The organism is Streptomyces tibetensis (assembly GCF_040647715.1).
Classification (GTDB): Bacteria; Actinomycetota; Actinomycetes; order Streptomycetales; family Streptomycetaceae; genus Streptomyces; species Streptomyces tibetensis_A.
Map to the genome: position 1 here is coordinate 197,307 of NZ_JBEZCR010000008.1, position 22,762 is coordinate 220,068.

Below are 22,762 nucleotides of genomic sequence, written 5' to 3' on the forward strand. Positions count from 1 at the left end.
CCGGGCCGTGGAAGCCGTCACCGCCGGGTGAACTGGACGCGGGTCGGCTGGACGGTGTCCGGGCGGATCGCGATGCCGTCGACGGTGAGCTGTTCGCCGTAGATGTCGGTGAGCCTGAGGGGGCCGCCGCAGCCGGTGCCGTTCGGGGAGAGGAAGTAGTTGTACTCGGTTCGGGTCAGCCGGGTCCAGCCGCCGCCGGTCCTGACCTCCAGCCGGGCCAGCGGATTGCGGTGGCCCAGTGCCTGGATGCCGCACCAGTGGCTGCTGGAGCCGGTCTTGTAGCGGATCGAGAGGGCCGGGGACGTGGCGGGGCTCTGCAGGCTCCAGGTGATCGGTATCCGGCCCGCGGAGAGTCCGGCCAGCTTCGCGAACGCCTCCTTGCTGAGGTCGATCTGCCCGGGAGCGCACGGCAGGGGGCACTCGTTGGTGATCCGGACGGTGACGGAGGCGCCGTTCGCCGCGCGGACCAGGATGTACGCCCCGCACGCCTGTGACGTCTCGTAGTCGGTGTGGTTCATCGCCGCGACCATCAGGTCGGGGCTCGGGCCGTAGAGGCAGGCCCCGTCGCCGTCCTTGGCGTCGTAGTGGGTGGCGACGCCGTTGTAGGTCGTGCCGGGCTTGATCCTCCCCGCCAGGGGTGCCGTGCCGGACGCCGGACGCGGCGCGGGCGTCCGGGTGGCGGTGGCCGAGGGCCGTGCCGAAGGAGTGGTCGCGGCGGGCTTGGGTGTCCGGGGGCTCTTGGAGGCCTTGGGTGCCTTGGACGCCTTCGACGCAGGCGTGGCCTTGTGTGTCGTCGGCGGGGCGGTCGGCCGGGCGCCGGCGGTGTCCTGCGCCGCGGTGCGCACCGTGTCCGCCTCGCCGCCGGGGCGCAGGGCGATCACGAGGCAGACGAGGAGGCCCACGGCTGCTGCGGCGACGGTGAGGACGAGGGCCGTGCGCCGCTTGCGAGCGGGACGGCGGTGGGACGGTGATGCCACGGATGAGTCCTTCGGGTCCTTGCGGGGTTCGGGAGAACGCGCGCTTACGACCCACCAGTGGCCGCCGGGCCCGAAAAGGTTGCCGCCCCTCTCTGGATCGTGCACATCGCCCACTGCTTGATTGCGTACATAAAGAACGCCGGTTCCCAGCCGTCCGACACGTTCCGGAAACCTGCCCTCCCCAAACCCCGCCTACCGTGAACAGCACCGCCCCGGCCGCCGCCGCCCGAAGGCTCACCCCTGCCCGCGACGAGACGACAGGAGCTCCGTGTCCCGCCGTATCGCCCCCGAGCTTCCGCCCTGGCTCGCGCACGCCCTGCGTGCCCAGCGGGGGCCGGTGCCCTGGAACGCGGTGACGCGGGGGGCCCTGTCCGCCGGGCCCGTCCTGCTCGTGGCCGTGCAGACCGGTCTCACCTCGCTCGGAGTCGTCGCAGCCGTCGCCGCCATGCTCGCCGGGATCAACGACCGGCCCGGGAGCCGGCGCCTGTCGGTCGAGCGGATCGGAGTGCCCGCCCTGGGTGGTGCGGCGGGCCTCGTGATCGGGACGTACACCGGGCAGGAGACCGGGGCGGTCGTCCTCACCGTGGTGCTCACCGTCGTCGGGCTCGTGGCCGGGGGGATCAGTGCCGTCGGGCCCGTCGCGTCCGCCACCGGAACACAGGTGCTGGTCGGCGCGGCGATCGGTGCCGGGATGCCCCTGCCGGAGCCCGGATGGGAGCGGGCGCTCGCCTTCCTCGCCGGCGCGGGGTGGCTGCTCGTGCTGCGGCTCGTCCTGCCCACGCCCGGCTCCCTCGCGGGTGACTTCCGGTTCGACGGGGAACGGCACGCCGTGGCGGCTGTGTATGAGGCCGTCGCCGATCTGCTCGACGCCGTCGGCGGGCCGGACGCCCTCCGCCGCCGGGCCGCGCTCACCGCCGCCCTCGACCACGCCCAGGACGCCCTCGCCGGGCCCCGGCTGCGAAAGTACGCCTCCTCGTCCGCCGAGCGGCGTCTGCACGCGCAGTACGCCGCGGCCCTGCCCCTCGCGGAGGCCGCCACCGCCCTCGCCTGGGCCGAGGAGCCCGTCGCCGAGCGGGCCTCCGAAGGCCCCCGGCGACTCGCCGCCGCCGTGCGCGGCAACACCCACACCGGGCCGCTGCCCGCACCCTCCCGTTCGGCGCCCGCGCTACGCGCCCTGGACGACGCCCTCCTGCACGCCGCCGACGCGTTCGACCAAGGCCGGGGCGGCGATCTGCACACCCGGTCCCGCAGCGCCCGGGACCGGCTGCGCGCCGTCTTCGGCAGCGCCGGACGCGAGTACGGGCTGCGCGTCGCCCTCTGCTTCGGCGCCGCCTGCGCGGTCGCCCAGGCGCTGCACCGAGCCCAGTGGTACGGGCAGCACGCGCACTGGTACTGGCTGCCCGCCACGGCCGTCTTCCTGGTCAAACCCGACCTCGGTCCGCTGGCCTCGCGCGTGCTGAACCGGGCCGCCGGGACCGTCCTGGGGGCGTTGCTGTTCGCCGGGCTCGCCGCCGTCCTGCCCCGTCCCGAAGGGCTCATCGCGCTCGTCGCCCTCAGCGGAGCGCTGATACCCGTGGCCACCCGGCACTTCGCCGCCCAGACCGCCGTCGTCACCGTCCTGGTCCTCGCGCTCGTCATGGTCGGCGGCGAGCCCCAGGCCTCCGCAGGCCGGATCGGCGAGACGCTGCTGGCCTGTGCGATCGTGCTGATCGTGGGGCACCTGCCGATGCCCGGCCGGCGAGGCGGGGGAGTACGCGCCCGGCTCGTGGCGGCGAACGAGGCCGCGTACGCCTACCTCACGCACGTGCTCGACGAGGCCGACGCCCCGCGCATCGGGAACTCCGGCACGCCCTCCGACCACCGCGCCACCCGCTGGACCCTGCGCCGTGAGGCCTACCGCACCCTGGCCGAGGCCCGTTCGGCCATCTCCCGCGCCGCCCACGAACTGCCCGCCCTCGCCCGGCACGCCGAAGGCGCGGACGAGGTGGCCGACCTCCTCGAACGCCTCGTCGACACCACGACCGCCTGCGCGGTGCACCTCGACGACACGGGCCGGATCGGGCCCCGCCACCAGGAGCGCCTCGCGGCCGTCCTCGCCGAACTCGCCGGACGAGGGGAGCGGTTGGGCCTCCGGCCGCCCCGGACATCCCTCGCCGGCTAGCACCCCCGGTGCGGTCCGGTGCTCAGCCGCCGACCCGCACCCACACCGGAGCGTGGTCGGAACCCGGTGCGCCCCGCCGCTCCGCCGGGTCCGGGCCGACCGACGGCAGACCGGGCGGGCACTCGCCCGGCAGACCCGTGCCCGCCGCCGTCGCCCTGCGCACCAGGCGGTGGCTCAGCAGAACGTGGTCGATCAGCTCGCGCCGCCCGGAGTTCACCCGGGACCAGCGCTGCCCGGGCGGGATGAGCGGGGCCACGTCCCACAGCCGTGCCGCATCGCCCCGGTCGGGCCGGTCGTGGCCCGCTGCGCCGAGCTCCGAGCCGGGCGGGCCGAGCAGGATCTGCGTGGTCGCCGCCTGCACCTCGTCGTTCAGGTCGCCCAGTACCGCCACGTCACGCCCCTGCCCGTCCCCGGCCAGCAGCTCGTCGGCGAGGGCGCGCAGGGCCGTCGCCTCGGCCGCCCGCCGGTACAGGGCGTAGGCGCCGTAGCGGGCACGTTCGCCCTCGTCGCGGGGCTGGAAACGGCCGTTGGGGTACGACAGCAGCTTGGACTTCAGATGGCATACGGCCACCCGCAGCGGCCCGTCCCCGCCCTCGATCTCGACCGCCAGGACGCCCCGCCCTGCCTCCCCCACGGTCAGCCCCGAATCGTCCGCCTGGACGGGACGCAGCTCCGCCGGGAACGCCCGCGAGTCGGCGACCACCGTCATCGCGACACGGCTGAGGAACCCGACCCTGGTGCCCCGGATGTCCGCGTGCTCGGACACGGCGACATGCCAGTCGTCGTCGAGCATCCCGGCCAGATCCTTCAAAGCCTCCGGGTCCCCGACCTCCTGCACGCCCAGCAGGGCCGGATCGAGTTCCGTGATCACGGCGGCGAGCGCGGCGAGCTTCGCCTCGTACCCGGCCTCGTCCTGCGGACCGTACGGGCCGCCGGGCCGGTAGAGATTCTCCAGGTTCCAGGTGCCGAGGAGCATGCCGGGCTCCTTTCAGAAGCCGACAGTCGGGGTGGTGAGGCCAGGGTGCGCGCCCGGCCCGCCCCACGACAGAGCCGTGACGGGATGTGCGGTTCGGCTCATGCCGCCCTACGACGTCGTCGTACGTCGGCGTGGTGACGCCTTCTGCCGCGGATGGTCCCGCCGAGCTCATCATCAGCGCATGTACCGTCCTCGTGCACGACGATCAAGAACGGATCGGGTTCGCGGAGGACGCCGCGATCGTCGTACGCAACGGCGTGGCCGTCGCCAGCGCGCCCCGCGGCTGGCTCGAGTTCGCCTGGCCCGACACCACTCCCGCGTACGCCCTGCGTGACATCGGCGTGGACGTCGGACTCGCCACCGACGGCGCCGCTTCCGACAATGACCTCGACGTGTGCAAGTCCATGGCCCTCTTCTCGCTGGTCCGGAAGTCGGCCGAGGGCGATCCCTGCCGGCTGACCTCCCGCCAGGCGCTGCACCACGCCACCCTGCAGAGCGCCCGGGCCGTGGGCCTCGGGGACGGCATCGGCAGCATCGCGCCGGGCCGGAAGGCGGACATCACCCTGGTCGACCTGACCGGCTGCCCGCGCTCGTCGACCGCGGCCACGGTCGACGCATCCAGCGGTACGACACCCGACGGCACCCGCAGCACCCGAGAGGCGCGCGTCGGCTGTGATGCGCCTGTGGGACGTGAGCATTTCGGTATCACGACCCGTGCGACGACTGATACGGAAAGTGAACACATGCGCCAAGAGGCTGAGAGGTTGGTCACACTTGGCGGTGAACGCGTGTCAAGTACGTCTCAGAACCGTCACTTCGCGAGCCGTTCACCCCATGGTTGGCGTTTAACTCTACGAGTACAGCGCTACATGGAGGTGCAGGGTGAACGGGCGAACGGTGCTCGAGCGCTTTCCCGCCGGTGGGCCGCGTGGCTCCTGGCCTGCGGAGGAGTTCGCGCAAGCGCGGCGCAGCGAGGGCCTGCCTGCCGAGGTCGTCATGGACCTCGCCACGGACATGTTCCTGGTGATCGTGCGCAGCGGTGACGCGGCCGACGCCACGGCCTGACATGTGGCCTGACACGTGCCGTCAGCCCGCCTTCGGGGCCGGCACCTTCCTGACCGGCGCGGGTGACGAGGCGAACTGCTCCGCCTGGAGCGCGTACAGCTCGGCGTAGAGCCCGCCGGTCGCCAGCAGCTCGTCCGGCGTCCCCGACTCCACGAGCCGGCCCTGGTCCAGGACGTGCACCAGATCCGCGTGCCGCACGGACGCCAGCCGGTGCGTGATCAGTACGACCGTCTGGCCGCTGTCGGCCAGGGCGCGGATCCGCTCGAAGACCTCCAGCTCGGCCCGGGCGTCCAGGGCCGCCGTCGGCTCGTCCACGATCAGGATGCGGCCCCTGCGGTAGGCCGCCCGGGCGATCCCCAGCCGCTGCCACTGGCCGCCCGACAGTTCGTGCCCGCCGCTGAAGTTGCGGGCGAGCAGCGTGTCCAGCCCGCGCGGCAGGTCCGCGACCACCGGCTCCGCCCCGGCCTCGGCGATCGCCGCGGCCAGCCGGTCCTCGCTCACGGGCACCGACGTACGTCCCAGGGCGACGTTCACCCGGGCCGTGAACGGCCACCGCTTGAAGTCCTGCGCCACCATCGCGATCCGCTCGGCCAGCAGGTGCCGGTCCGCGGCAGCCGCGTCCACGCCGTCCCACAGGATCCGCCCCCGCTCCGGCGTGTAGAGCCCGGCGAGCAGCTTGACCAGGGTGGTCTTGCCGGAGCCGTTCTCCCCGACGAGGGCCACGATCCGGCCCAGCGGCAGGGTGAGCGTCACGTCGTCGAGGGCGGGGCGGGCGGACTCGCCCGGATAGCGGAAGGTGACGTTCTCGAAGCGGATCTCGCGCGGGTCCTCCGGCAGCCGCGTGCCGCCCGCCGGAATCGCCCACTGGTCCGCCTCGGTGTACAGCCGGTGCAGATCGCCGACGAAGAGCGCCTCCTCGTGCAGCGCGTTGACCTCCACCACCAGGGTGTCCAGGCTCTGCGAACCGGTCCGGATCGCGATCACGGCCGTACCCGCCACCGACAGGGCCATCGCGCCCGCCAGCAGCAGCCCGCCCAGCGTCGCGTACGTCGCCACCGTCGCCACGCCCGTCCACGCCGCCGCGATCAGACCGGTGCGCGCGGCGAGCCTCGCCAGGCGGGCCTGCTCGGCCTCGGCGGTCTCCGACATCGCGCGGAAGTGCCGCAGCAGGAAGGATCCCACCCCGTGCACCCGGATCTCCGGGGCCGCCTCGGGCTCGATCAGCAGGCTGCCGAGCAGTCGGCCCGCGCGGGCGTGCTGCACCCAGGCGTGGAAGGACTCGTAGCGGCGCCGGGCCACGGTCAGCGCGCTCCAGGCGCTCGGGAGGACCATCGTGATCAGCAGCGGCAGCAGGGCGGGGTGCAGCACGGTCAGTACGCCCGCCGCCGCGACCAGCGAGATCATCGCGTTGATCACGCGCGTCCCGTAGGAGATCATCCGGCGCGCTGAAGCGGCGCCGTACTGCGCGGTGTCCAGCAGCTTGTGGAAGGCGTGGTCCTCGATCGCGGCCAGCTCCACGGCCGCGGCCCGCTCCAGATACTGCTCGGTCGCCACCCGCTCCACCTTGGGCTCCAGCCGGCCGGTGGCGTAGGTGCTCGCGGCCCGCAGCAGGGCCGCGAGGAACATCACGACGGCCACCGTCACCAGGGCGGGGACGGCTCCGCGCAGCCTCTCGTCGATCGGGCCGCCGCCCATCAGCCGGGCGAGCACGCTGTTCACCGCGAGCAGGCTCACCGCCTGCGCCACGCCCCGGCCCGCCTCGGCGGCCAGCACGATCCGCGCGGCGCCCCGGTCTGCCTGCCGGGCGAGCCGGAGGCTGGCCGCGAGCAGGGACGGCAACCGGGTGATCATGGCGCGGAAGTTCAGCTCCAGGAACGCGTCGGCGTGACTGTTCCAGCCCATGTCGTAGCGCAGCGGCCCGCCGAAGAGCAGCCGCTCCGACTCGGACACCTCCGGCGCGGTCCGCTTCTTCCCCACGGTCGACCGACCTCCCCCGCTCGGGCCCGCTCCTGAACGAACGGCCACTATCGCGGGGCGGGCGCCACCCCGGGCAGGGCGTAGCCCGGGGCGCCGGAGGCGCGCGGGCGCACGACCCGGCCGGAGGGAGGTGCGGGGCGGCGCGGGGGTGTGGGGTGGTGGGGGGCCGGGGCCATGCGCTGGGGCGAGGGGAGCGGCCGGAGCCCGAGGGAGGCGCACGCCGGCGATGCGGAGGCCGGTCGTGCGGGTCAGGGGCGCGGAGGGGAGTGGGTGACGGTCGGTCGTGCGGGGCCGTGTGTACAGCGGTGGGGCCGACGTCGGTCGTGCTGGGTCGGGCGGGTCCGTCTACGCGCTGACCGGACGGGACCAGGACGGTGCCGTTCCCGTCGCGCGGCACAGGGCCAGATAGAGGGGAATGGGCGGGGTGTACGGAAGGGTGCCGTCCGGGCGGTGGATCAGGGCGGGGATCTCCGGCAGGTCCGGGACGGCCGCGCCGGTGACGTACCGCGCCGGGGCGGGCCACTCCAGGGCGTGGTCGGAGTCGGACGGCACCAGCCACCACCAGTGCGTCTCGTCGGCGTAGACACAGCCCACGCGGGGCAGCCGCGGCATGACCAGCGGGCCGAGAGCGGCGGGCACGGCGACCGCGTCACAGCCCAGCGGGGCCGTCATGCCGTCGGGCACGGGCAGCCGCAGGGCCGGACCGGGTGTCCGCAGCCCTCTGCGGACGCGCAGCAGCGTGTCCAGGTTCAGCACGCGACCTCCCGGCCCGGGACTCATGCGTGCCCCCGCTTCGGGCGGCGCTGTTGCGGGGGGACCTCCGGGGCTCCGCGCGTGTGGCGGGCCTCCTGGCGGCTTCCGTCGTCGTCCGGGTCGTCGGACGGGCCGCGCTTCGGGCGGGCGCCCCAGCCCAGGTCGGCACAGGGCCCGGCCGGATCGTTCGACAGGTCCGCCGTGCGTGGCAGCTCGGCCCAGACCAGCAGCCCGGGGCCGTTCTCGTGGGCACCCCAGGAATGACACAGGGCGTCGACGAGGAGCAGTCCCCTCCCGTGCTCCTCCTCGGGCCGTGTCCGGCTGGCGGCGTGGGGCTGGCCAGGGGCGCAGCCCTCGTCGCGCACGGCTATCCGCACCAGGTCGTCACCGTCGTGCAGCTCGCACACTATGTGGGTGCTCGCCGTGTGCACGATGGCGTTGGTGACCAGCTCGGAAACCACCAGGGCCGCGCTGTCGCACGTGTCCTCGCACACCGACCAGCCCGTCAGCCGGGCTCGGGTCAGGCGTCTGGCCTGCGCCGGAGAACCCGGATGTGCGGCCAGCTCGAAACGGAACCGGCGCTCGGCAGCGGCCCCGAGGGGGACCTCTTCCGTGGCGGCGTCAAGCCCGGGAGGGCCTGAGGCGGCGTCTGTTCCTAAGGGCGCGGACGGAATCACGCTTGCCACTATCGCCTCGCCGCGAACACTTGGCAAGTGTCACTCTGAAAATTGCAGAGTGCTGTGTGACGGTCTGGAAGGCCGTGGCACACTGCTCGCAACAGCACCCCGCGCGACGCCAGTTGAGACCATCGAAGATTCGTTCGAAACCTTTGTTCGAATCAGTTCTTCGAGAGGGCCTCGAATGGCGTCGCCGGGCTGTCAGCGTTCTTTTGTGACCGGCTCGTCAGAACTCTTTCCTGGAGGTGGAGCGTGAGTGAACCGCGGTCCGCACCGACGGTCGGTCAGGTCGTTCTCGGCCGCCGCCTGTTGGACCTGAGGGAACGCGCCGGGATGAAGCGCGAAGAGGCCGCGCGCATCCTCCGCGTCGCCCCCGCCACGGTCCGCCGCATGGAAATGGCCGAGGTCGCGCTCAAAATCCCCTACCTGCAACTGCTCCTCAAGGCCTACGGAATCTCCGACGAGGAGGCCGAGGCCTTCGTCCTGCTGGCCGAGGAGGCCAACCGGCCCGGCTGGTGGCAGCGTTTCCACGACATCCTGCCCGGCTGGTTCTCGATGTACGTGAGCCTGGAGGGCGCGGCCAGCGTCATCCGCAGCTACGAGCCCCATTTCGTCCCCGGGCTGCTGCAGACCGAGGACTACGCGCGCGGGGTGCTCCGCTCGGGCGCCATCGGCCAGACCCGGCCCGATGACATCGAGCGCCATGTCGCCCTGCGCATGCAGCGCCAGGACCTGCTCACCCGCGAGGACGCGCCGCGGCTGTGGGTCGTGATGGACGAGACCGCGCTGCGGCGCCCGGCCGGCGGCCCGGAGGTGATGCGTGCCCAGATCGACAAGCTGCTCGACGCCACGGACCTGCCCAACGTGACGCTGCAGATCGCCCCGTTCGCCAATGGGCCGCACCCGGGCACGTACGGGCCGTTCGTGCTGTTCCGATTCGCCATGCCCGAACTTCCGGACATGGTCTACAGCGAGTACCTGACCGGCGCGGTCTATCTCGACGCGCGCACCGAGGTGGCGACCCACCTCGAGGTCATGGACCGCATGGCGGCGCAGGCCGCTACGGCACATCGCACGAAGGAGATCCTCCGGGATCTCCGCAAGGAGCTGTGAATGGATCGCATCAAGCCGCGCAAACAGGTCTACAACGGCATGCCCGCGCGCGACTTGGGCAGCGAAGGCTGGCACAAGCCGTGGAGCGGCGGGAACGGAGGCAACTGCCTGGAGGCGATGAAACTCGCCGACGGCCGGATCGCCCTCCGCCAGTCCACCGACCCCGACGGACCGGCGCTGATCTACACCACCGACGAGATGACGGCCTTCATCGAGGGGGCGAAGTCGGGCGCGGCGGACTTCCTGCTGTCCTGATGCGTACCCGCCGTTCTTCGCCCTCGACTTTCCTACGCTGGTGCTGAATTGACCACCCAATGCGCCTTACGGAGTGCCTCATGACCGGGCAGGACCCCACGTCGGCCGTCCAGATCGACACGACCAGACCCCATCCCGCGCGGATGTACGACTGGTACCTCGGCGGCAAGGACAACTACCCGGTCGACGAGGAGATGGGCCGGCAGATGCTCACCCTCGACCCCAGGGTCCCGGTGATGGCCCGGGTCAACCGCGCCTTCATGCACCGCGCCACACGCTGGCTGGCCCGCAACGGCGTAGGGCAGTTCCTGGACATCGGCACGGGCATCCCGACCGAGCCCAACCTGCACCAGGTCGCCCAGGAGTCGGCGCCCGGCGCCCGGGTCGTGTACTGCGACAACGACCCCATCGTCCTCGCCCACGCGGCGGCCCTGCTGCGCGGCACGGACGAGGGTGTGCCCGAGTACCTCCAGGCCGACGTGCGCGATCCGGACGCCATCCTGGAGGGCGCGAGGAAGGTCCTGGACTTCAGCCGCCCTGTCGCGCTGTCGCTGGTCGCGCTGCTGCACTTCGTCTCCGACGAGGACGGCGCCCACGACCTGGTCCGCCGGCTGCTCGCCGAACTGCCCTCCGGCAGCTACCTGGTGATGACCCACGCCACCGCCGACTTCACCCCGGAGGAGTCGAAGGCGGCCACCGAGAAGCTGCGCGCCGCCGGCGTCACGCTGGCCCTGCGCTCCCGCGAGGAGTTCACCCGCTTCTTCGACGGCCTCGAACTCGTCGAGCCCGGCGTCGAGGTGCCCCACCGCTGGCACCCCGAGCTGGGCGAACCCGTGCCCGGACAGGACGACGGGGTGATCCCGGGCTACGGGGCGATCGGTCGCAAAGCCTAGGCCTCGTCCGGGTCCGCCAGGGTTTCCGCTTCGGGCCGGTCACGGCGGCGGCAGTGCACCGCACAGCGCCTCCAGGGCCGGCCCGTAGGCGTGCTCGGAGGGGGTCGCGTACCCCACGACGAGCCCGTCGCCCACCGGCATGCCGGTCTCCGGGTGCCGGAACGCCGCGAGACCGTCGAGGGCGACGCCCTGCCAGGCGGCGGCCTTGACCGCGGACGCCTCGGTGCCGGCCGGCAGCCGCAGCACCGCGTGCAGTCCGGCCGCGATGCCGGTGGCCTCGATGTGCGGCGCGTGCTCGGCGAGCGCCGCGACGAGCCGGTCCCGGCGGCCGCGGTAGCGCTGCCGCATCCGCCGCACGTGCCGGTCGTACGCCCCCGAGGCGATGAAGTCCGCCAGGCTCAGCTGGTCCAGGACGCTCGCCCACGCCTCGCGCTCGCCTTTGGCGTCCAGTACGGCACTGACATACCGCTCCGGGAGCACCATCCAGCCCAGCCGGATCGCCGGCGACAGGCTCTTGCTCACCGAACCGACGTGGATCACGTGCTCGGGGTCGAGCCCCTGCATCGCGCCGACCGGCTTGCGGTCGTAGCGGAACTCCCCGTCGTAGTCGTCCTCCAGGACCAGCCCGCCCCGCGCGCGTGCCCAGTCGATCACGGCGGCCCGGCGCGCGGGGTGCAGCGGACCGCCGGTCGGGAACTGGTGTGCCGGCGTGAGCAGTACGGTCCGCTCGCGCCCCAACCGGTCGACCTGTGCACCGTTCTCGTCAAGGGGGAGCGGCACGGTCCGCACCCCGGCCGTGTGCAGGATGTCCCGGTGGAACCCGAGCCCGTACGCCTCCACCGCCAAAGGCCCGCGCAGGACGCCGCCGCCGAACAGCAGCCGCAGCGCGTGCGCGAAACCGGAGCAGACCACGATCCGGTCCGGCGCGGTCCGCACCCCCCGCGCGCGTGCCAGGTACTCCGTGAGCGCTTCCCGCAGTTCCGGTCGCCCCGCGGGGTCGCCCGGCCCGAACACCTCGCGGGGCGCCTGCTGGAGAGCCCGCCGGTAGGAGGTCAGCCAGGCGGTGCGCGGGAAGGCCGAGGCGTCCGGGGTGCCCTGCGTCAGGTCGTGCCGGGGACCACGCGCGCGTGGAGGTGCCTTCACGGGCACCCGAGCGGCCGGCCGCAACGGCTCCGCGCGCTCCGCGACTCGCGTACCCGAGCCCTGCCGTGCGGTGAGCCAGCCCTCCGCGACGAGCTCCGCGTAGGCGTCCGCCACCGTGTTGCGCGCGACGCCGAGGTCCGCCGCGAGGGATCGGTACGGCGGCAGCCGCGTGCCCGGGGCGAGGCGCCCGCTGCGGACGGCCTCGCGCAGGGCCCTGGTCAGCGCAGCCCGGCGGCCGCCCGGCCCCCTCAGCTCCAGATGCAGGTCGGACCCGATCCGCTCCGCCGCATTGACCCATGAATCCACCATGGAAATGCACCCTACAGCGGGTCTTTCCGGCTCGTAGGTTGAAGGACATGACGACGAACACGAGCACGCACGAGACTCAAGTGGCCGCGAACCGCCTGAATTTCGGCGCCTCGGCCCCCAAGGCCTTCCGGGCCCTCATCGCCTTCGACGCCGCCGCCCGCGACGTCCTCGACCCGGCCCTGGTCGAGCTGATCCAGATCCGTTCCTCGCACCTCAACCACTGCGCGTACTGCCTCCACATGCACACCAACGACGCCCGCAAGGCCGGTGAGAGCGAGGACCGGCTCCACATGGTCGCCGTGTGGCGCGAGGCCCGTCACTTCTTCTCCGAGCGGGAGCAGGCGGCCCTCGCCCTCACGGACGCGCTGACGCTCGTCGCCGACGCCGGCGTCCCGGACGACGTCTACGCGCAGGCGGCCGCGCGGTTCGACGAGCGCGAACTGGCCCAGGTCATCGCCCTGATCTGCACGATCAACACGTGGAACCGGGTGGCGCTGTCGACGGGGAAGGTCGCGGGGACGGACGAGCGGTGAAGCCTGCGGGGGCTGAACGGCCGGGCGGCCGAGGAGGCCGGGCGCGTTACACCGCCATGGGCCGGTCGTACGGTCCGATCGGCGCCGGCAGCCTCGAACTGCCCGTCAGATGACGGTCGACGGCCGCCGCCACCGCCCGCCCCTCGGCGATCGCCCACACGATGAGCGACTGCCCCCGCGCCGCGTCGCCCGCGGCGAAGACCCCGGGCACGTTCGTGGCGAAGCCGGAGTCCCGCGCGATCGTCCCGCGGGGCTCCATCTCCAGCCCCAGCTGGTCGACGAGCCCGTCCCCCCGGTCGGGCCCGGAGAAGCCGAGGGCGAGCAGCACGAGGTCGGCGGGGAGCGTCCGCCCGGTGTCGTCCACCGGGCGGCGCCGCGCGTCCACCTCGACCAGGTGCAGCGACCGCACATGCCCCTGGGCGTCGCCGTCGAAGCGCAGCGTGGACGCCGCGAACAGCCGCGCGTCCGCGTTCGCGACCGGGGCGGTCCGCAGGTCACGGGCCTCTTCATGAGCGGCGGACAGCCGGTAGACCCGCATCGGGTACGTCGGCCAGGGCTCGGTGTCCTCGTCGCGCTCCACGTCCGGCAGCGCGTAGATGTCCAGCTGGGTCACGGACGCCGCGCCCTCGCGGACCGCCGTACCCAGACAGTCCGCCCCCGTGTCGCCGCCACCGACGATGACCACGTGCTTCCCCGCGGCCGACAGCGGAGACGTCTCCAGATCACCTTCACGCACCCGGTTGGCCAGCGGCAGGTATTCCATCGCCTGGTGGATCCCCGTCAGCTCCCGCCCGGGCACCTGCAGCTCACGCCAGGCGGTGGCCCCGGTGGCGAGCACGACGGCGTCGTAGCGGGTGCGCAACTCCTCGGCGCCGATGTCCCGCCCGACCGCCGTCGACGTCCGGAACTTCGTCCCCTCGGCCCGCATCTGCTCCAGCCGCCGCTCCAGATGGTGCTTCTCCATCTTGAACGCCGGGATGCCGTACCGCATCAGCCCGCCCAGCCGGTCGTCCCTCTCGTACACGGCGACCGTGTGCCCCGCCCGCGTCAGCTGCTGGGCCGCCGCCAGCCCGGTGGGCCCAGAACCGATCACCGCGACCGTCTTGCCGGACAGCCGCTCCGGCGGCCTCGCCGGCGTGAAGCCCTCCTCCCACGCCCGGTCGGCGATCGCGCACTCGACGTTCTTGATGGTGACGGCCGGCTGGTTGATCGCCAGCACACACCCCGCCTCGCACGGAGCCGGGCACAACCGGCCGGTGAACTCCGGGAAGTTGTTCGTCGCGTGCAGCCGGTCGGAGGCCGCCCGCCAGTCCTCGCGGGAGACCAGGTCGTTCCACTCGGGAATCAGATTGCCCAGCGGGCAGGCGTCGTGGCAGAAGGGGATGCCGCAGTCCATGCAGCGGTCAGCCTGCTCGCTGATGATCGGCAGCAGCGCCCCGGGGACGTAGACCTCGTCCCAGTCCCGTGCCCGTTCCTCGACCGGCCTGCGCGGCCAGTCCTTGCGGGGCGTGGTCATGAAACCCTTGGGATCGGCCATGGCCGTCTTCCTTGCGTGCGCGTGTGACGGGCCGTACGTCGTCGGGTCGCACTCCCCTCGCGCGTCGCGTCGTGGGTCGTGCGTCGTGGGTCGTGCTTCGTGCGCCGTGCGTGGTGTCCTGCGGGACTCCTTTCGCCACGATACGTCCGCCTCCCGGCCGGTGCCTGTCGCCGCGTGGCGCCGGATGCGGTGAGTCACCGGCGTCAGGTGAGCGCCAGCACGTAGGCCACCGCAGCCCCGGCCGAGGCGGCGGTGCGGACGTGGTTCCACAGCGTCCACTCCCGCAGATACACGGGCCAGTACGCCGCCGCCTCCGGAGTGTCCGGCTCCAGCCCGGCCAGCGCGTCGTTGCGCGGCACGTTCGCGACCATGGTCAGCCCGAACGACCCGAACAGGTACAGGGCGCTGCCCACCAGCAGTTCCACCGTTCCCTCGTCCGGCCACAGCACGAACGTCACCACCGCGATCACCGCGCACAGCACGGCCGACCCGAGGAACACGATCATGAACGGCGGAGCCACCGCGGCCACATTGATCGCGTTCATCGCGGCCACCCCCTGCGCGGGCGGCAACATGCCGAGGCCCCGCATCACGAAGGTCGAGAACCCGCAGAACACCCCGGCCACCAGGCCGGTCCCGAGCACGCCCAGCACCGTCAGCACGAAGTACGGTCCGTCGATCATGTCCTCTCCCGCCCGTCGAGCCGGAGCCTGCCCGGCGCTCTTCCTCGCCACAAGTGAAATTCCGTACGAGGACAGTGACCATGACCGAGCGGCGCGGGGTCATCAGCACACGTCCCAGCTCCACCGGACGGCCCTCCCCCCACGGCCCTCTTCTCACGGCCCGCAGAACAGCCCGGGCGGACGCGCGGCAGCTCCTGCGGGCCGGGGCACCTCACCCCGTCGAACCGAGTCCTGCCCGGGTCCATCCCCCCAGCACCGTCGCCACCGCCGCCGCGATCCGCCGCCGCGCCTCGTGTCGCGGCACACCGCTCATCAGCAACCGGTCGTACGGCGTGTCCACATGCCGTACGGACGCCACGACCGCCGAGGTCACCGCACCCTCGGTCAGCGCACGCCCCGCCGCGCTGCGGCCCACCCGTCCGCTGCCCCGCTCCGAGGCGTGCAGGGCGATGGCCCGCGCCCGATCGGCCGGGCACCCCGGAAAGAGCCGGAGTATCTCCGTCGCGAACGCCTGGGCGAACAAGGCGTCCTGGGCCGCCCGCCGCCGCGCGTCCCGCACCCGGCGTCGCCGTCTCGCCTCGGCGTCCGCGAGGCACCGCTGCTCGGCCCGCGCCAGCGCCGCCTCCTCGACCAGAACACCCTGCCGCTCGTACCGGCTCCTGCGCCGGTCGAACCGCACGACCACCGCCGACAGCGCGCTCTCCTCCCGCGATCTGCGCGTCAGCGCGGTGTCGCCGCTCGGCAGGAACACCAGATGCGCCAGGTCGGCGCAGTCCAGGCAGCGTGGGGCACCGTCCTCCAGGACCAGCAGGGGCAGTGGCCCCCGTCGGCACTCGGCGCAGTACCGCCGCTTGAGAGGCTGGAAGACGAGGAGTCCGGTGTGGGGCGGGAGCGAGGCGCGGGGGACCATACCTGATTCATTCCCCGTGACGGCAGCCCGAACTGCGCACTTCAGGACGGACCCAGGCGATCCGGCCGCTGCTCCGCCGAGAGGTCGGCCGGCCGGACGCCTCCTGTTCCGGCCTGACGCATCATGGGTCGTGTGCGACTCGAAGCGATCACCTGGGAACGGCTCGGCGACCTGCTCGCCGAGCGCCTGCTCGATCTGAAGCCCGCCGACGGCGGTCCCTGGCCCCGCATCGCCTTCGACGGCGCCCCGGCCGCCCGCCCCGGAGACCTCGCCCACCGGGTTTCGGAGGCGCTGCGTGTGCGCGGCCGCTCCTCGCTCGTCGTCGGCACCGAGGGCTTCCTGCGTTCCGCTTCCGTACGGCTGGAGTACGGCCACCAGGACGTCGAGGCCTACTACAGCGGCTGGTACGACACGGGCGCCCTGTGGCGCGAGGTGTTCGGCCCGCTCGAAGCCGACGGTGACGGCCGCGTCCTGCCCGACCTGTGGGACCCGGCCACCGACCGCGCCACTCGCAGCCCCTACACCGAACTCCAGCCCGGCGGTCTGCTGTTGATGCACGGGCCCTTCCTCCTTCGGCACTGGTTCCCTTTCGATCTGAGCGTCCACGTCCTCCTCTCCCGGGGCGCCCTGCGCCGCCGCACCCCCGAGGCCGAGCACTGGACCCTCCCCGCCTTCGAGCGCTACGAGCACGAGACGGACCCGGTGGGGACGGCGGACGTCCTGGTACGGGCCGACGACCCGCGTCATCCGGCGTGGAACGGCTGAGGCGCGGCCGGTGCCCGGCGCCGAACTGTTCTGTGCCGACCGGTGTTCCCCGGCGACTCGGGTCAGGTGCTGACCTCTGTCCGGTGCCGGCCCGGCGGTCGTCGGCTTCCGTGTGCGGGCGTCCGGCTGCGCGGCGAGAATGAAGGGCGCCGGGACTCGCGGTGCGTCCCGCTCCGCGCCGGCCGTCCGGCCCCGGGAGGTACTCCATGACCACCGCCGGAGAAATCATGCACCGCGGCGCCCAGTGGATCCCCGCTCACGAGACACTCGACCGCGCAGCCCAGCTGATGCGCGAGCTCAATGTCGGTGCCCTGCCCATCAGCGACGAGAACGAGCGGCTCTGCGGCATCCTCACCGACCGCGACATCGTCGTCGGCTGCGTCGCCGTGGGCCACGACCCCGCCAGGATCACCGCGGGCGAGATGGCCAAGGGCACGCCCCGCTGGATCGACGCGGACGCCGATGTCGGCGAGGTGCTGCACGAGATGCAGGAGCACCAGATCCGCCGGCTGCCGGTGATCCGTGACAAGCGCCTGGTCGGCATGATCAGCGAAGCCGACCTGGCCCGGCATCTGGCGAAGGACCAGATCGCCTCCTGGGCGGAGAGCGTCTACGCGACGACCGCCATGCACTGACCGCACCCACTGACCACGCTCACTGACACTGACCGCCCGGATCGCTCCACAGGCGCCCGCTCGAGCCTTGGACCCTCGCAGGCACGCACGTGTCAGAGCCAGCCGCTGCGCCGGAACCCCCGGTACAGGGCGAGGCACGCGACGGATATCACGCCGATGACCATGCCGTAGCCGTACCGCCAGTGCAGCTCCGGCATGTGGTCGAAGTTCATGCCGTAGACCCCGCAGACCATCGTCGGCACCGCGACGATCGCGGCCCACGCCGTGATCTTCCGCATGTCCTCGTTCTGCGCGACCGTGACCTGCGCGAGGTGCGCCTGGAGGATGGAGTTGAGCAGTTCGTCGAAGGCGGCGATCTGTTCCTTCGCCCGCAGCAGATGGTCCGAGACGTCGCGGAAGTACGCCTGTATCTCCGGATCGACCGCCCGGATCGGACGGGTGGCGAGATCCTCCAGCGGCCGGCTGAGCGGCACGACCGCCCGCTTCAGCTCCAGCAGTTCACGCTTGAGCTGGTAGATGCGCCCCGGGTCGGCGCGCGCACCGGCCTCCGAGAACACGTCCGTCTCGACCTGGTCGATGTCCGCCTGCACGGAGTCCGTCACCGTCAGGTAGTCGTCCACCACATGGTCCGCGAGCGCGTGTAGCACCGCCGACGGGCCCTTGGCGAGCTGGCCGGGGTCGGACTCCAGTTCCTCGCGCAGCGGGCCCAGCGAGCCGTGCCGGCCGTGCCGCACGGTGATCACGAAGTCCGCGCCGACGAACACCATGATCTCGCCGGTGTTCACCACCTCGCTGGTGGCCGTCAGCTCCTCGTGCTCGACGTAGCAGACCGTCTTGAACACCGCGAAGAGCGTCTCGCCGTAGCGCTCCAGCTTGGGCCGCTGATGGGCCTCGATCGCGTCCTCCACGGCCAGCGGGTGCAGGTCGAAGAGCTCCGCGATGCCCGCGAACTCCTGGTCCGTGGGCTCGTGCAGGCCGAGCCAGACGAAGCCCTCCCGGCTCTTGCGCACCCGCTCCACGGTGTCCACCAGATCGCCGCGCGCGGAGGTGCGCACGCCGTCCCGGTACGTCACGCAGTTCACCACCGAGGAGCCCAGGGGGGACCGGGCCGGGTGACTCAGGTCGACGCGCGGATGTCGCCGGGCCAGCCGAGCCACCTTGCGCAGGCCACCGACCCCGCCGAGGCTCGTGACCTTCCGCAGATTCCCTGCCATGGACATCCGGCTCTCCTTGCGTGGAACTTCTCGCGCCGTTCCTGCGCCTTGGCCCGCCAGTCTGCCAGCCCCGCGTGAGCTGCGGGTAAGCCTGTGGACAAGGTGGGTTCCGCTTAGTTCCCGCCTGTGGACGAAGGACATGCAGGCGCCGCGGTCCTGTCGTATGGACGCATGTCCGGACCGGGTGGTTCTCGTGCGGAGGCAGCTGTTCGGGCGCATGTCCGGCTAGGGGTCTGGTCCGGAGGCTCCAGGGTTCTCCGCCACGAAAGCGATGGTTCTCCGCCGGGAAAGCATCCGACGCGGTGCTCTTGCCGGAGCGTCGACGACTGAGGGCAAGTCGGGCAAATGGGATGATCGCCGTATGACGCTAACCGACGGGTACCTCCTGGCCAACCGGCAGACCGAGGCGGCCGAGCACTTCAGTGCCTTCGCCGCCCTCTTCGACCCCACGACGTTCCGGCACCTCGAAGCGCTCGGCATCGGATCCGGCTGGCGGTGCTGGGAGGTCGGCGCCGGCACCTCCGTGGTGTGCTGGCTGGCCAAGAAGGTCGGCCCGACGGGACGCGTCGTCGTGACCCACACCGACACCTCTCGGCTCGCCCCCGCCCCCCGGCCGCCGGTCGAGGTACGGCTCCACGACCTCGGCGCGCAGGAGCCGCCGGGGGAGGACTTCGACCTGGTGCACGCCCGCCTCGCCCTCGTCCACGTGGCCGACCGGGAAGGGGCGTTGCGGTCCATGGCCAAGGCGCTGCGTCCCGGCGGGCGCCTCCTCGTCGAGGACGCCGACCCCGCGCTGCAGCCCCTTCTCTGCCCCGACGAGTACGGCCCCGAGCAGCAGCTCGCGAACCGGCTGCGGCAGGGCTTTCGCCGACTGCTCACCGACCGCGGGACCGACCTGCCCTGCGGCCGCACCCTGCCGCGGCTGCTCCGCAACGCCGGACTGACCCGGGTCCAGGCCGATGCCTACTTCCCCCTCGCCTCGCCGGCCTGCGCGGCCCTTGAGTCCGTCACGATCCGTCAGATCCGTGACCAGCTCGTCACCGCCGGCCTCGCCACGGACCAGGACATCGACCGGCACCTGGAGAACGTCGCGTCCGGTGCGCTCGATCTGACGACGGCACCGATGATCTCGGCGTGGGGGCGAAAGCAGGAGCAGTAGCCGGCGGGGTCGTCAGCCCGGCAGGGGCGGTCTGCCGCCCACCTGTTCCACCGCTCGCGCGCCCGCCCTGCAACCCTCCGCGGCCGCGTCCTCCGGCCCGGCCCCCGTGAGCAGGGCGGCGAGAAACGCGCCGGTGAAGGCGTCACCCGCCCCCGTGGTGTCCCGTGCGGTCGCGGGTACGGCCGGGACGTGAGCGTTCACCTTCCCCGAGCGGGCCACGAGAGCCCCCTCGTGGCCCTGCTTGGCGACGACCAGCGGCACCCGCAGGCTCAGCTCGGCCGCCGCCTCGGCCGCGTCCGCCAGCCCCGTCAGCAGGCACGCCTCGTCCCGGCTGGGAAGCAACACGTCCACGCCCTCGACGAGACCGAGGAACCGTTCGGCGCCCAGCTCCGCCAGGAAGCCGGCCGACGCCGGGTCCAGGCTCACCGGCACGCCCCGCGCGCGTGCGGCTGCGAGTGCCACCGTGACCAGGGCCCGGCTCGGGTCGGAGAACAGCAGGTAGCCCGAGAGGTGCAGCCGGGCCACGCCGTCGAGCAGCACGTCCGACCAGTCCGCGGGTCCGAGCCGCACCGACGCTCCGCTGTCGGTGAGGAACGTCCGTTCCGACGATGCGCCCCCGTCGACCATGCAGATCACCGTGCCGGTCGGCGCCAGCGCGTCCACGACGAGCCGCGGACGCACTCCCTGGGCGACCAGTTCCCGCTCGTGCCACGCCGCCGCATCCGCCCCGACCCGTCCGAGCAGCCGTACGTCCGCCGCTCCCCGGTGGGCCGCCCAGCAGGCCACGTTGGCGCCCGCCCCGCCGGCCACCGTCCGGATCGAGGCGGCCGTGTCCGTGCCGGCGGCGAGCGGCCCCCGATGCCGCGCGACGACATCCGTGATGACGTCACCGACGACCAGCAGCCCCCGGCCCGCCGCGGCGCCCGTGCTCCCGGAGCCCGTTCCCGGCCCCGCGCCGCCGCCCGCCGTCATCCCCGGGCCCAGGCCGCCGCGATGCGCGCCGCCAGGCGTACGTTCCCCCGGACCGCCGCCAGGTTGGCGCTCAGGGAGGCGCCGTCCGTGTGCCGCACCAGGTGGTCGAGCAGGAAGGGAGTGACCGCCTGGCCGGTGATGCCCTCCTCCGCGCACGCCTGCAGCGCCTCTGCGAGCACCCGGGCGTGCAGGTCCGGGTCCAGCTGCTCGTCCTCGGGCACGGGGTTGGCGACGATCAGCGCCGACTCCGGCCCGCCGAGCGCGTCCTGGGCCCGCATGACGTCCGCCACCTGCCCCGGCGTCTCCAGCGTCCAGTCCACCGGATGCCCGGAGTCCGAGAGGTAGAAGCCGGGGAACCGGTCGGTGCCGTAACCGGCCACGGCGACCCCCAGTGTCTCCAGCCGCTGCAGGGTCGCCGGCACGTCCAGGATCGACTTCACTCCGGCACACACCACCGTGATGCGGGTGCGCGCCAGCAGCCCCAGGTCGGCCGACTCGTCCTGCGTCGCCGTCCACTCCCGGTGCACCCCGCCGAGCCCACCCGTCGCGAAGACCCGTACACCCGCCAGCGCCGCCAGCAGCGCCGTCGCCGACACCGTCGTCGCCCCGCTCGCCCCGGACGCCACCGCGAGCGGCAGGTCGCGGTGGCCGAGCTTGCGGATGCCGTCTTCGTTGGCGACCCGCTCCAGCTGCTCCTTGTCCAGGCCCACACAAGGGCGCCCGTCCAGCACGGCGATCGTGGCGGGCACAGCGCCCTCCTGCCGTACGGCCGTCTCCAGCTCCAGCGCCACCTGGAGGTTGCGCGGTCGCGGCAGCCCGTGGGCGATGATCGTGGATTCCAGGGCCACGACGGGGCGGCGCGCGTCGATCGCCTCCCGCACTTCTTCGGACACCACCAGCACCACGCGCATGCCTCCTGCCAGTCGGTCGGTCGTCTTCCCTCATCTCTGGCGAGCGGCGGACCGGGCCAAACCCTTGCGGGCGGCCGGAGTGGGCAACGAGCCTGGGGACATGACGGACCACACACCTCGTCTCGACCATGTCGTCCTCTGGGTGCGCGACCCGCTCGCCGCCGCCGACTTCTACGAGAAGGCCGTCGGACTGGAGGCGGTCCGGCTCCAGGAATTCACGGCGGGTGAGGCGCCGTTCCCCTCCGTGCGCGTCAACGGCGGGACCATCCTCGACCTCATGCCGCTGAGCTACGCGGAACACATGACGATGCTGCCCGGCTCCGCCGACAGCGCGGGGCACCCGGTCAACCACGTCTGCCTGTCGTTGCCCCGAGGCGACTTCGACGCGCTCCTCAGTCGTCTCGAAGAACGCTCCGTGCCGGTGTCGGACCTCGCGCAGGGCTCCTTCGGCGCCCGGGGCAAGGCCACGCGCAGCTTCTACTTCCGCGACCCGGACGGCAACGTCTTCGAGGCCCGGCACTACGACTGATCAAGCCCGGAACCCATCGGCTTGCACTGGGCCGGCAGTTTCAAAAGAGCGGCTCGGGAAGCACTCCTTCCAGGGTGAGCAGCTTCCGCTTGGTCTCCAGACCGCCCCCGAAGCCGCCGATGCCGCCGTCGCTCTCCACCACTCGGTGACAGGGCACCACCACCGGCAGCGGATTGGCACCCATCGCCATCCCCACGGCCTGGGCGGCACCCGGCTGGCCGACGCGCCCGGCCAGGTCGCCGTAACCGACGACCTGGCCGTACGGCACGCCCGAGGCCAGTTCGCGCAGGACCGCCCGGTTGAAACCGGAGATCAACGACCAGTCCAGAGGCAGGTCGAAGTCGCGTCGCTCACCCGCGAAGTACGCCCGGAACTGACGTATCGCCTCGGTCAGCAGCGGGGAGCCGGGTGCCTCGACGGGCTCGGTGCCCAGCCGCGACGCCAGCCGCTCGACGGCCCGGTCCCGTACCGCCTCCGTGGCGTGGAACACGACGTTGACCAGCCCGCCCCGGCTCGCGGCGAGCAGCAACGGCCCGATCCCGCTGTCGACGACCGCCCACACGACGTGCGGCTCGATCTGCTTCCGGCTCTCCATGCGACCACAGTAGGACCCGC

Annotated in this window: 23 protein-coding genes and 1 pseudogene; 11 read left to right on the forward strand and 13 right to left on the reverse strand. The window is 72.8% G+C overall.

All coding sequences use genetic code 11. The features are described 5' to 3' along the window. Positions 1-17: 17 nt before the first annotated feature. The gene (locus AB0B29_RS22460) at positions 18-977 is read right to left on the reverse strand and encodes an expansin EXLX1 family cellulose-binding protein (protein ID WP_362242480.1); all 960 of its coding nucleotides are present in this window, start codon (positions 975-977) and stop codon (positions 18-20) included. Between the two features lie 268 nt (positions 978-1,245). Between AB0B29_RS22460 and AB0B29_RS22465 the strand changes: the two genes are divergently transcribed. Further along, a complete protein-coding gene (locus AB0B29_RS22465) occupies positions 1,246-3,138 on the forward strand; it encodes an FUSC family protein (protein ID WP_362242483.1) in 1,893 nt (630 codons plus the stop codon). Between the two features lie 22 nt (positions 3,139-3,160). Here AB0B29_RS22465 and AB0B29_RS22470 read toward each other — a convergent pair whose 3' ends face one another. Beyond that, complete coding sequence (locus AB0B29_RS22470) at positions 3,161-4,114, reverse strand: endonuclease/exonuclease/phosphatase family protein (RefSeq protein ID WP_362242486.1); 954 nt, start codon at positions 4,112-4,114, stop codon at positions 3,161-3,163. Positions 4,115-4,371: 257 nt separating this feature from the next. Here AB0B29_RS22470 and AB0B29_RS22475 point away from each other — a divergent pair. Beyond that, positions 4,372-4,725: pseudogene (locus tag AB0B29_RS22475) on the forward strand (amidohydrolase family protein); the annotation flags it as partial. Between the two features lie 271 nt (positions 4,726-4,996). Next, entirely contained in the window at positions 4,997-5,179 is a 183-nt protein-coding gene (locus tag AB0B29_RS22480; RefSeq protein ID WP_053671240.1) for a hypothetical protein, read from the forward strand. Between the two features lie 21 nt (positions 5,180-5,200). Here the strand turns inward: AB0B29_RS22480 and AB0B29_RS22485 are convergent, their stop codons facing one another. The 3 genes from AB0B29_RS22485 to AB0B29_RS22495 all read right to left on the reverse strand — a co-directional run bounded on the left by AB0B29_RS22485 (position 5,201) and on the right by AB0B29_RS22495 (position 8,622). Then, positions 5,201-7,156, reverse strand: coding sequence for an ABC transporter ATP-binding protein (locus AB0B29_RS22485; protein ID WP_362242489.1), 1,956 nt, complete (start codon positions 7,154-7,156; stop codon positions 5,201-5,203). A gap of 345 nt (positions 7,157-7,501) precedes the next feature. Further along, positions 7,502-7,936: a hypothetical protein gene (locus AB0B29_RS22490; protein ID WP_362242492.1), complete on the reverse strand. Its 435-nt coding sequence runs from the start codon at positions 7,934-7,936 to the stop codon at positions 7,502-7,504. Continuing rightward, entirely contained in the window at positions 7,933-8,622 is a 690-nt protein-coding gene (locus AB0B29_RS22495) for an ATP-binding protein (protein WP_362242495.1), read from the reverse strand. Before AB0B29_RS22495 ends, AB0B29_RS22490 begins: the two co-directional genes overlap by 4 nt. Before the next feature lie 216 nt (positions 8,623-8,838). Here AB0B29_RS22495 and AB0B29_RS22500 point away from each other — a divergent pair, with 216 nt between their 5' ends. The 3 genes from AB0B29_RS22500 (at position 8,839) to AB0B29_RS22510 (ending at position 10,847) form a co-directional block, all read left to right on the forward strand. After that, a complete protein-coding gene (locus AB0B29_RS22500) occupies positions 8,839-9,699 on the forward strand; it encodes a helix-turn-helix domain-containing protein (protein WP_362242498.1) in 861 nt (286 codons plus the stop codon). Further along, on the forward strand, positions 9,700-9,954 hold the full coding sequence (locus AB0B29_RS22505; protein ID WP_362242501.1) for a DUF397 domain-containing protein: 255 nt from the start codon (positions 9,700-9,702) through the stop codon (positions 9,952-9,954). A gap of 80 nt (positions 9,955-10,034) precedes the next feature. Then, a complete protein-coding gene (locus AB0B29_RS22510) occupies positions 10,035-10,847 on the forward strand; it encodes an SAM-dependent methyltransferase (RefSeq protein WP_362242503.1) in 813 nt (270 codons plus the stop codon). 39 nt (positions 10,848-10,886) lie between these two features. On the opposite strand, the gene AB0B29_RS22515 is transcribed toward AB0B29_RS22510, so the two are convergent. Then, positions 10,887-12,299, reverse strand: coding sequence for a PLP-dependent aminotransferase family protein (locus AB0B29_RS22515; RefSeq protein ID WP_362242506.1), 1,413 nt, complete (start codon positions 12,297-12,299; stop codon positions 10,887-10,889). A gap of 47 nt (positions 12,300-12,346) precedes the next feature. Here AB0B29_RS22515 and AB0B29_RS22520 point away from each other — a divergent pair, with 47 nt between their 5' ends. Then, entirely contained in the window at positions 12,347-12,832 is a 486-nt protein-coding gene (locus AB0B29_RS22520; RefSeq protein ID WP_362242509.1) for a carboxymuconolactone decarboxylase family protein, read from the forward strand. Positions 12,833-12,878: 46 nt separating this feature from the next. On the opposite strand, the gene AB0B29_RS22525 is transcribed toward AB0B29_RS22520, so the two are convergent. The 3 genes from AB0B29_RS22525 to AB0B29_RS22535 all read right to left on the reverse strand — a co-directional run bounded on the left by AB0B29_RS22525 (position 12,879) and on the right by AB0B29_RS22535 (position 15,962). Next, positions 12,879-14,369 (reverse strand): glutamate synthase subunit beta, encoded by a 1,491-nt coding sequence (locus AB0B29_RS22525; RefSeq protein WP_362242512.1) that lies wholly within the window; start codon positions 14,367-14,369, stop codon positions 12,879-12,881. A 203-nt stretch (positions 14,370-14,572) separates the two neighbouring features. After that, complete coding sequence (locus AB0B29_RS22530) at positions 14,573-15,052, reverse strand: anthrone oxygenase family protein (protein ID WP_362242514.1); 480 nt, start codon at positions 15,050-15,052, stop codon at positions 14,573-14,575. Positions 15,053-15,263: 211 nt separating this feature from the next. Further along, positions 15,264-15,962, reverse strand: a complete 699-nt coding sequence (locus AB0B29_RS22535; protein WP_362242517.1) for a DUF2293 domain-containing protein — start codon at positions 15,960-15,962, stop codon at positions 15,264-15,266. A gap of 123 nt (positions 15,963-16,085) precedes the next feature. On the opposite strand from AB0B29_RS22535, the gene AB0B29_RS22540 reads away from it, so the two are divergent. Together AB0B29_RS22540 and AB0B29_RS22545 are read left to right on the forward strand one after the other, a co-directional pair. Further along, complete coding sequence (locus AB0B29_RS22540) at positions 16,086-16,727, forward strand: uridine kinase (protein ID WP_362242520.1); 642 nt, start codon at positions 16,086-16,088, stop codon at positions 16,725-16,727. Positions 16,728-16,933: 206 nt separating this feature from the next. Continuing rightward, positions 16,934-17,362, forward strand: coding sequence for a CBS domain-containing protein (locus AB0B29_RS22545; RefSeq protein ID WP_104779471.1), 429 nt, complete (start codon positions 16,934-16,936; stop codon positions 17,360-17,362). Positions 17,363-17,454: 92 nt separating this feature from the next. Here the strand turns inward: AB0B29_RS22545 and AB0B29_RS22550 are convergent, their stop codons facing one another. Next, positions 17,455-18,582: a magnesium and cobalt transport protein CorA gene (locus AB0B29_RS22550; protein ID WP_362242523.1), complete on the reverse strand. Its 1,128-nt coding sequence runs from the start codon at positions 18,580-18,582 to the stop codon at positions 17,455-17,457. A 355-nt stretch (positions 18,583-18,937) separates the two neighbouring features. On the opposite strand from AB0B29_RS22550, the gene AB0B29_RS22555 reads away from it, so the two are divergent. Next, a complete protein-coding gene (locus AB0B29_RS22555; RefSeq protein ID WP_362242526.1) occupies positions 18,938-19,735 on the forward strand; it encodes a methyltransferase domain-containing protein in 798 nt (265 codons plus the stop codon). Between the two features lie 12 nt (positions 19,736-19,747). Here AB0B29_RS22555 and AB0B29_RS22560 read toward each other — a convergent pair whose 3' ends face one another. Then, positions 19,748-20,707 (reverse strand): carbohydrate kinase family protein, encoded by a 960-nt coding sequence (locus tag AB0B29_RS22560; RefSeq protein ID WP_362242528.1) that lies wholly within the window; start codon positions 20,705-20,707, stop codon positions 19,748-19,750. Next, positions 20,704-21,618: a pseudouridine-5'-phosphate glycosidase gene (locus tag AB0B29_RS22565; protein WP_362242531.1), complete on the reverse strand. Its 915-nt coding sequence runs from the start codon at positions 21,616-21,618 to the stop codon at positions 20,704-20,706. The genes AB0B29_RS22560 and AB0B29_RS22565 overlap by 4 nt, the downstream gene beginning before the upstream one ends. Before the next feature lie 100 nt (positions 21,619-21,718). On the opposite strand from AB0B29_RS22565, the gene AB0B29_RS22570 reads away from it, so the two are divergent. Continuing rightward, complete coding sequence (locus AB0B29_RS22570; RefSeq protein WP_362242534.1) at positions 21,719-22,147, forward strand: VOC family protein; 429 nt, start codon at positions 21,719-21,721, stop codon at positions 22,145-22,147. A 40-nt stretch (positions 22,148-22,187) separates the two neighbouring features. Here the strand turns inward: AB0B29_RS22570 and AB0B29_RS22575 are convergent, their stop codons facing one another. Then, complete coding sequence (locus tag AB0B29_RS22575; protein ID WP_362242537.1) at positions 22,188-22,742, reverse strand: methylated-DNA--[protein]-cysteine S-methyltransferase; 555 nt, start codon at positions 22,740-22,742, stop codon at positions 22,188-22,190. Positions 22,743-22,762 lie beyond the last annotated feature (20 nt).

Excerpts from the sequence above, each read along its gene's own strand:
- AB0B29_RS22470 (WP_362242486.1), bottom strand. The coding sequence starts at position 4,114 with ATGCTCCTCGGCACCTGGAACCTGGAGAATCTCTACCGGCCCGGCGGC.
- AB0B29_RS22490 (WP_362242492.1), bottom strand. The coding sequence starts at position 7,936 with ATGAGTCCCGGGCCGGGAGGTCGCGTGCTGAACCTGGACACGCTGCTG.
- AB0B29_RS22505 (WP_362242501.1), top strand. The coding sequence starts at position 9,700 with ATGGATCGCATCAAGCCGCGCAAACAGGTCTACAACGGCATGCCCGCG.
- AB0B29_RS22510 (WP_362242503.1), top strand. The coding sequence starts at position 10,035 with ATGACCGGGCAGGACCCCACGTCGGCCGTCCAGATCGACACGACCAGA.
- AB0B29_RS22515 (WP_362242506.1), bottom strand. The coding sequence starts at position 12,299 with ATGGTGGATTCATGGGTCAATGCGGCGGAGCGGATCGGGTCCGACCTG.
- AB0B29_RS22520 (WP_362242509.1), top strand. The coding sequence starts at position 12,347 with ATGACGACGAACACGAGCACGCACGAGACTCAAGTGGCCGCGAACCGC.
- AB0B29_RS22525 (WP_362242512.1), bottom strand. The coding sequence starts at position 14,369 with ATGGCCGATCCCAAGGGTTTCATGACCACGCCCCGCAAGGACTGGCCG.
- AB0B29_RS22530 (WP_362242514.1), bottom strand. The coding sequence starts at position 15,052 with ATGATCGACGGACCGTACTTCGTGCTGACGGTGCTGGGCGTGCTCGGG.
- AB0B29_RS22535 (WP_362242517.1), bottom strand. The coding sequence starts at position 15,962 with ATGGTCCCCCGCGCCTCGCTCCCGCCCCACACCGGACTCCTCGTCTTC.
- AB0B29_RS22540 (WP_362242520.1), top strand. The coding sequence starts at position 16,086 with ATGGGTCGTGTGCGACTCGAAGCGATCACCTGGGAACGGCTCGGCGAC.
- AB0B29_RS22545 (WP_104779471.1), top strand. The coding sequence starts at position 16,934 with ATGACCACCGCCGGAGAAATCATGCACCGCGGCGCCCAGTGGATCCCC.
- AB0B29_RS22550 (WP_362242523.1), bottom strand. The coding sequence starts at position 18,582 with ATGTCCATGGCAGGGAATCTGCGGAAGGTCACGAGCCTCGGCGGGGTC.
- AB0B29_RS22555 (WP_362242526.1), top strand. The coding sequence starts at position 18,938 with ATGACGCTAACCGACGGGTACCTCCTGGCCAACCGGCAGACCGAGGCG.
- AB0B29_RS22560 (WP_362242528.1), bottom strand. The coding sequence starts at position 20,707 with ATGACGGCGGGCGGCGGCGCGGGGCCGGGAACGGGCTCCGGGAGCACG.
- AB0B29_RS22565 (WP_362242531.1), bottom strand. The coding sequence starts at position 21,618 with ATGCGCGTGGTGCTGGTGGTGTCCGAAGAAGTGCGGGAGGCGATCGAC.
- AB0B29_RS22570 (WP_362242534.1), top strand. The coding sequence starts at position 21,719 with ATGACGGACCACACACCTCGTCTCGACCATGTCGTCCTCTGGGTGCGC.
- AB0B29_RS22575 (WP_362242537.1), bottom strand. The coding sequence starts at position 22,742 with ATGGAGAGCCGGAAGCAGATCGAGCCGCACGTCGTGTGGGCGGTCGTC.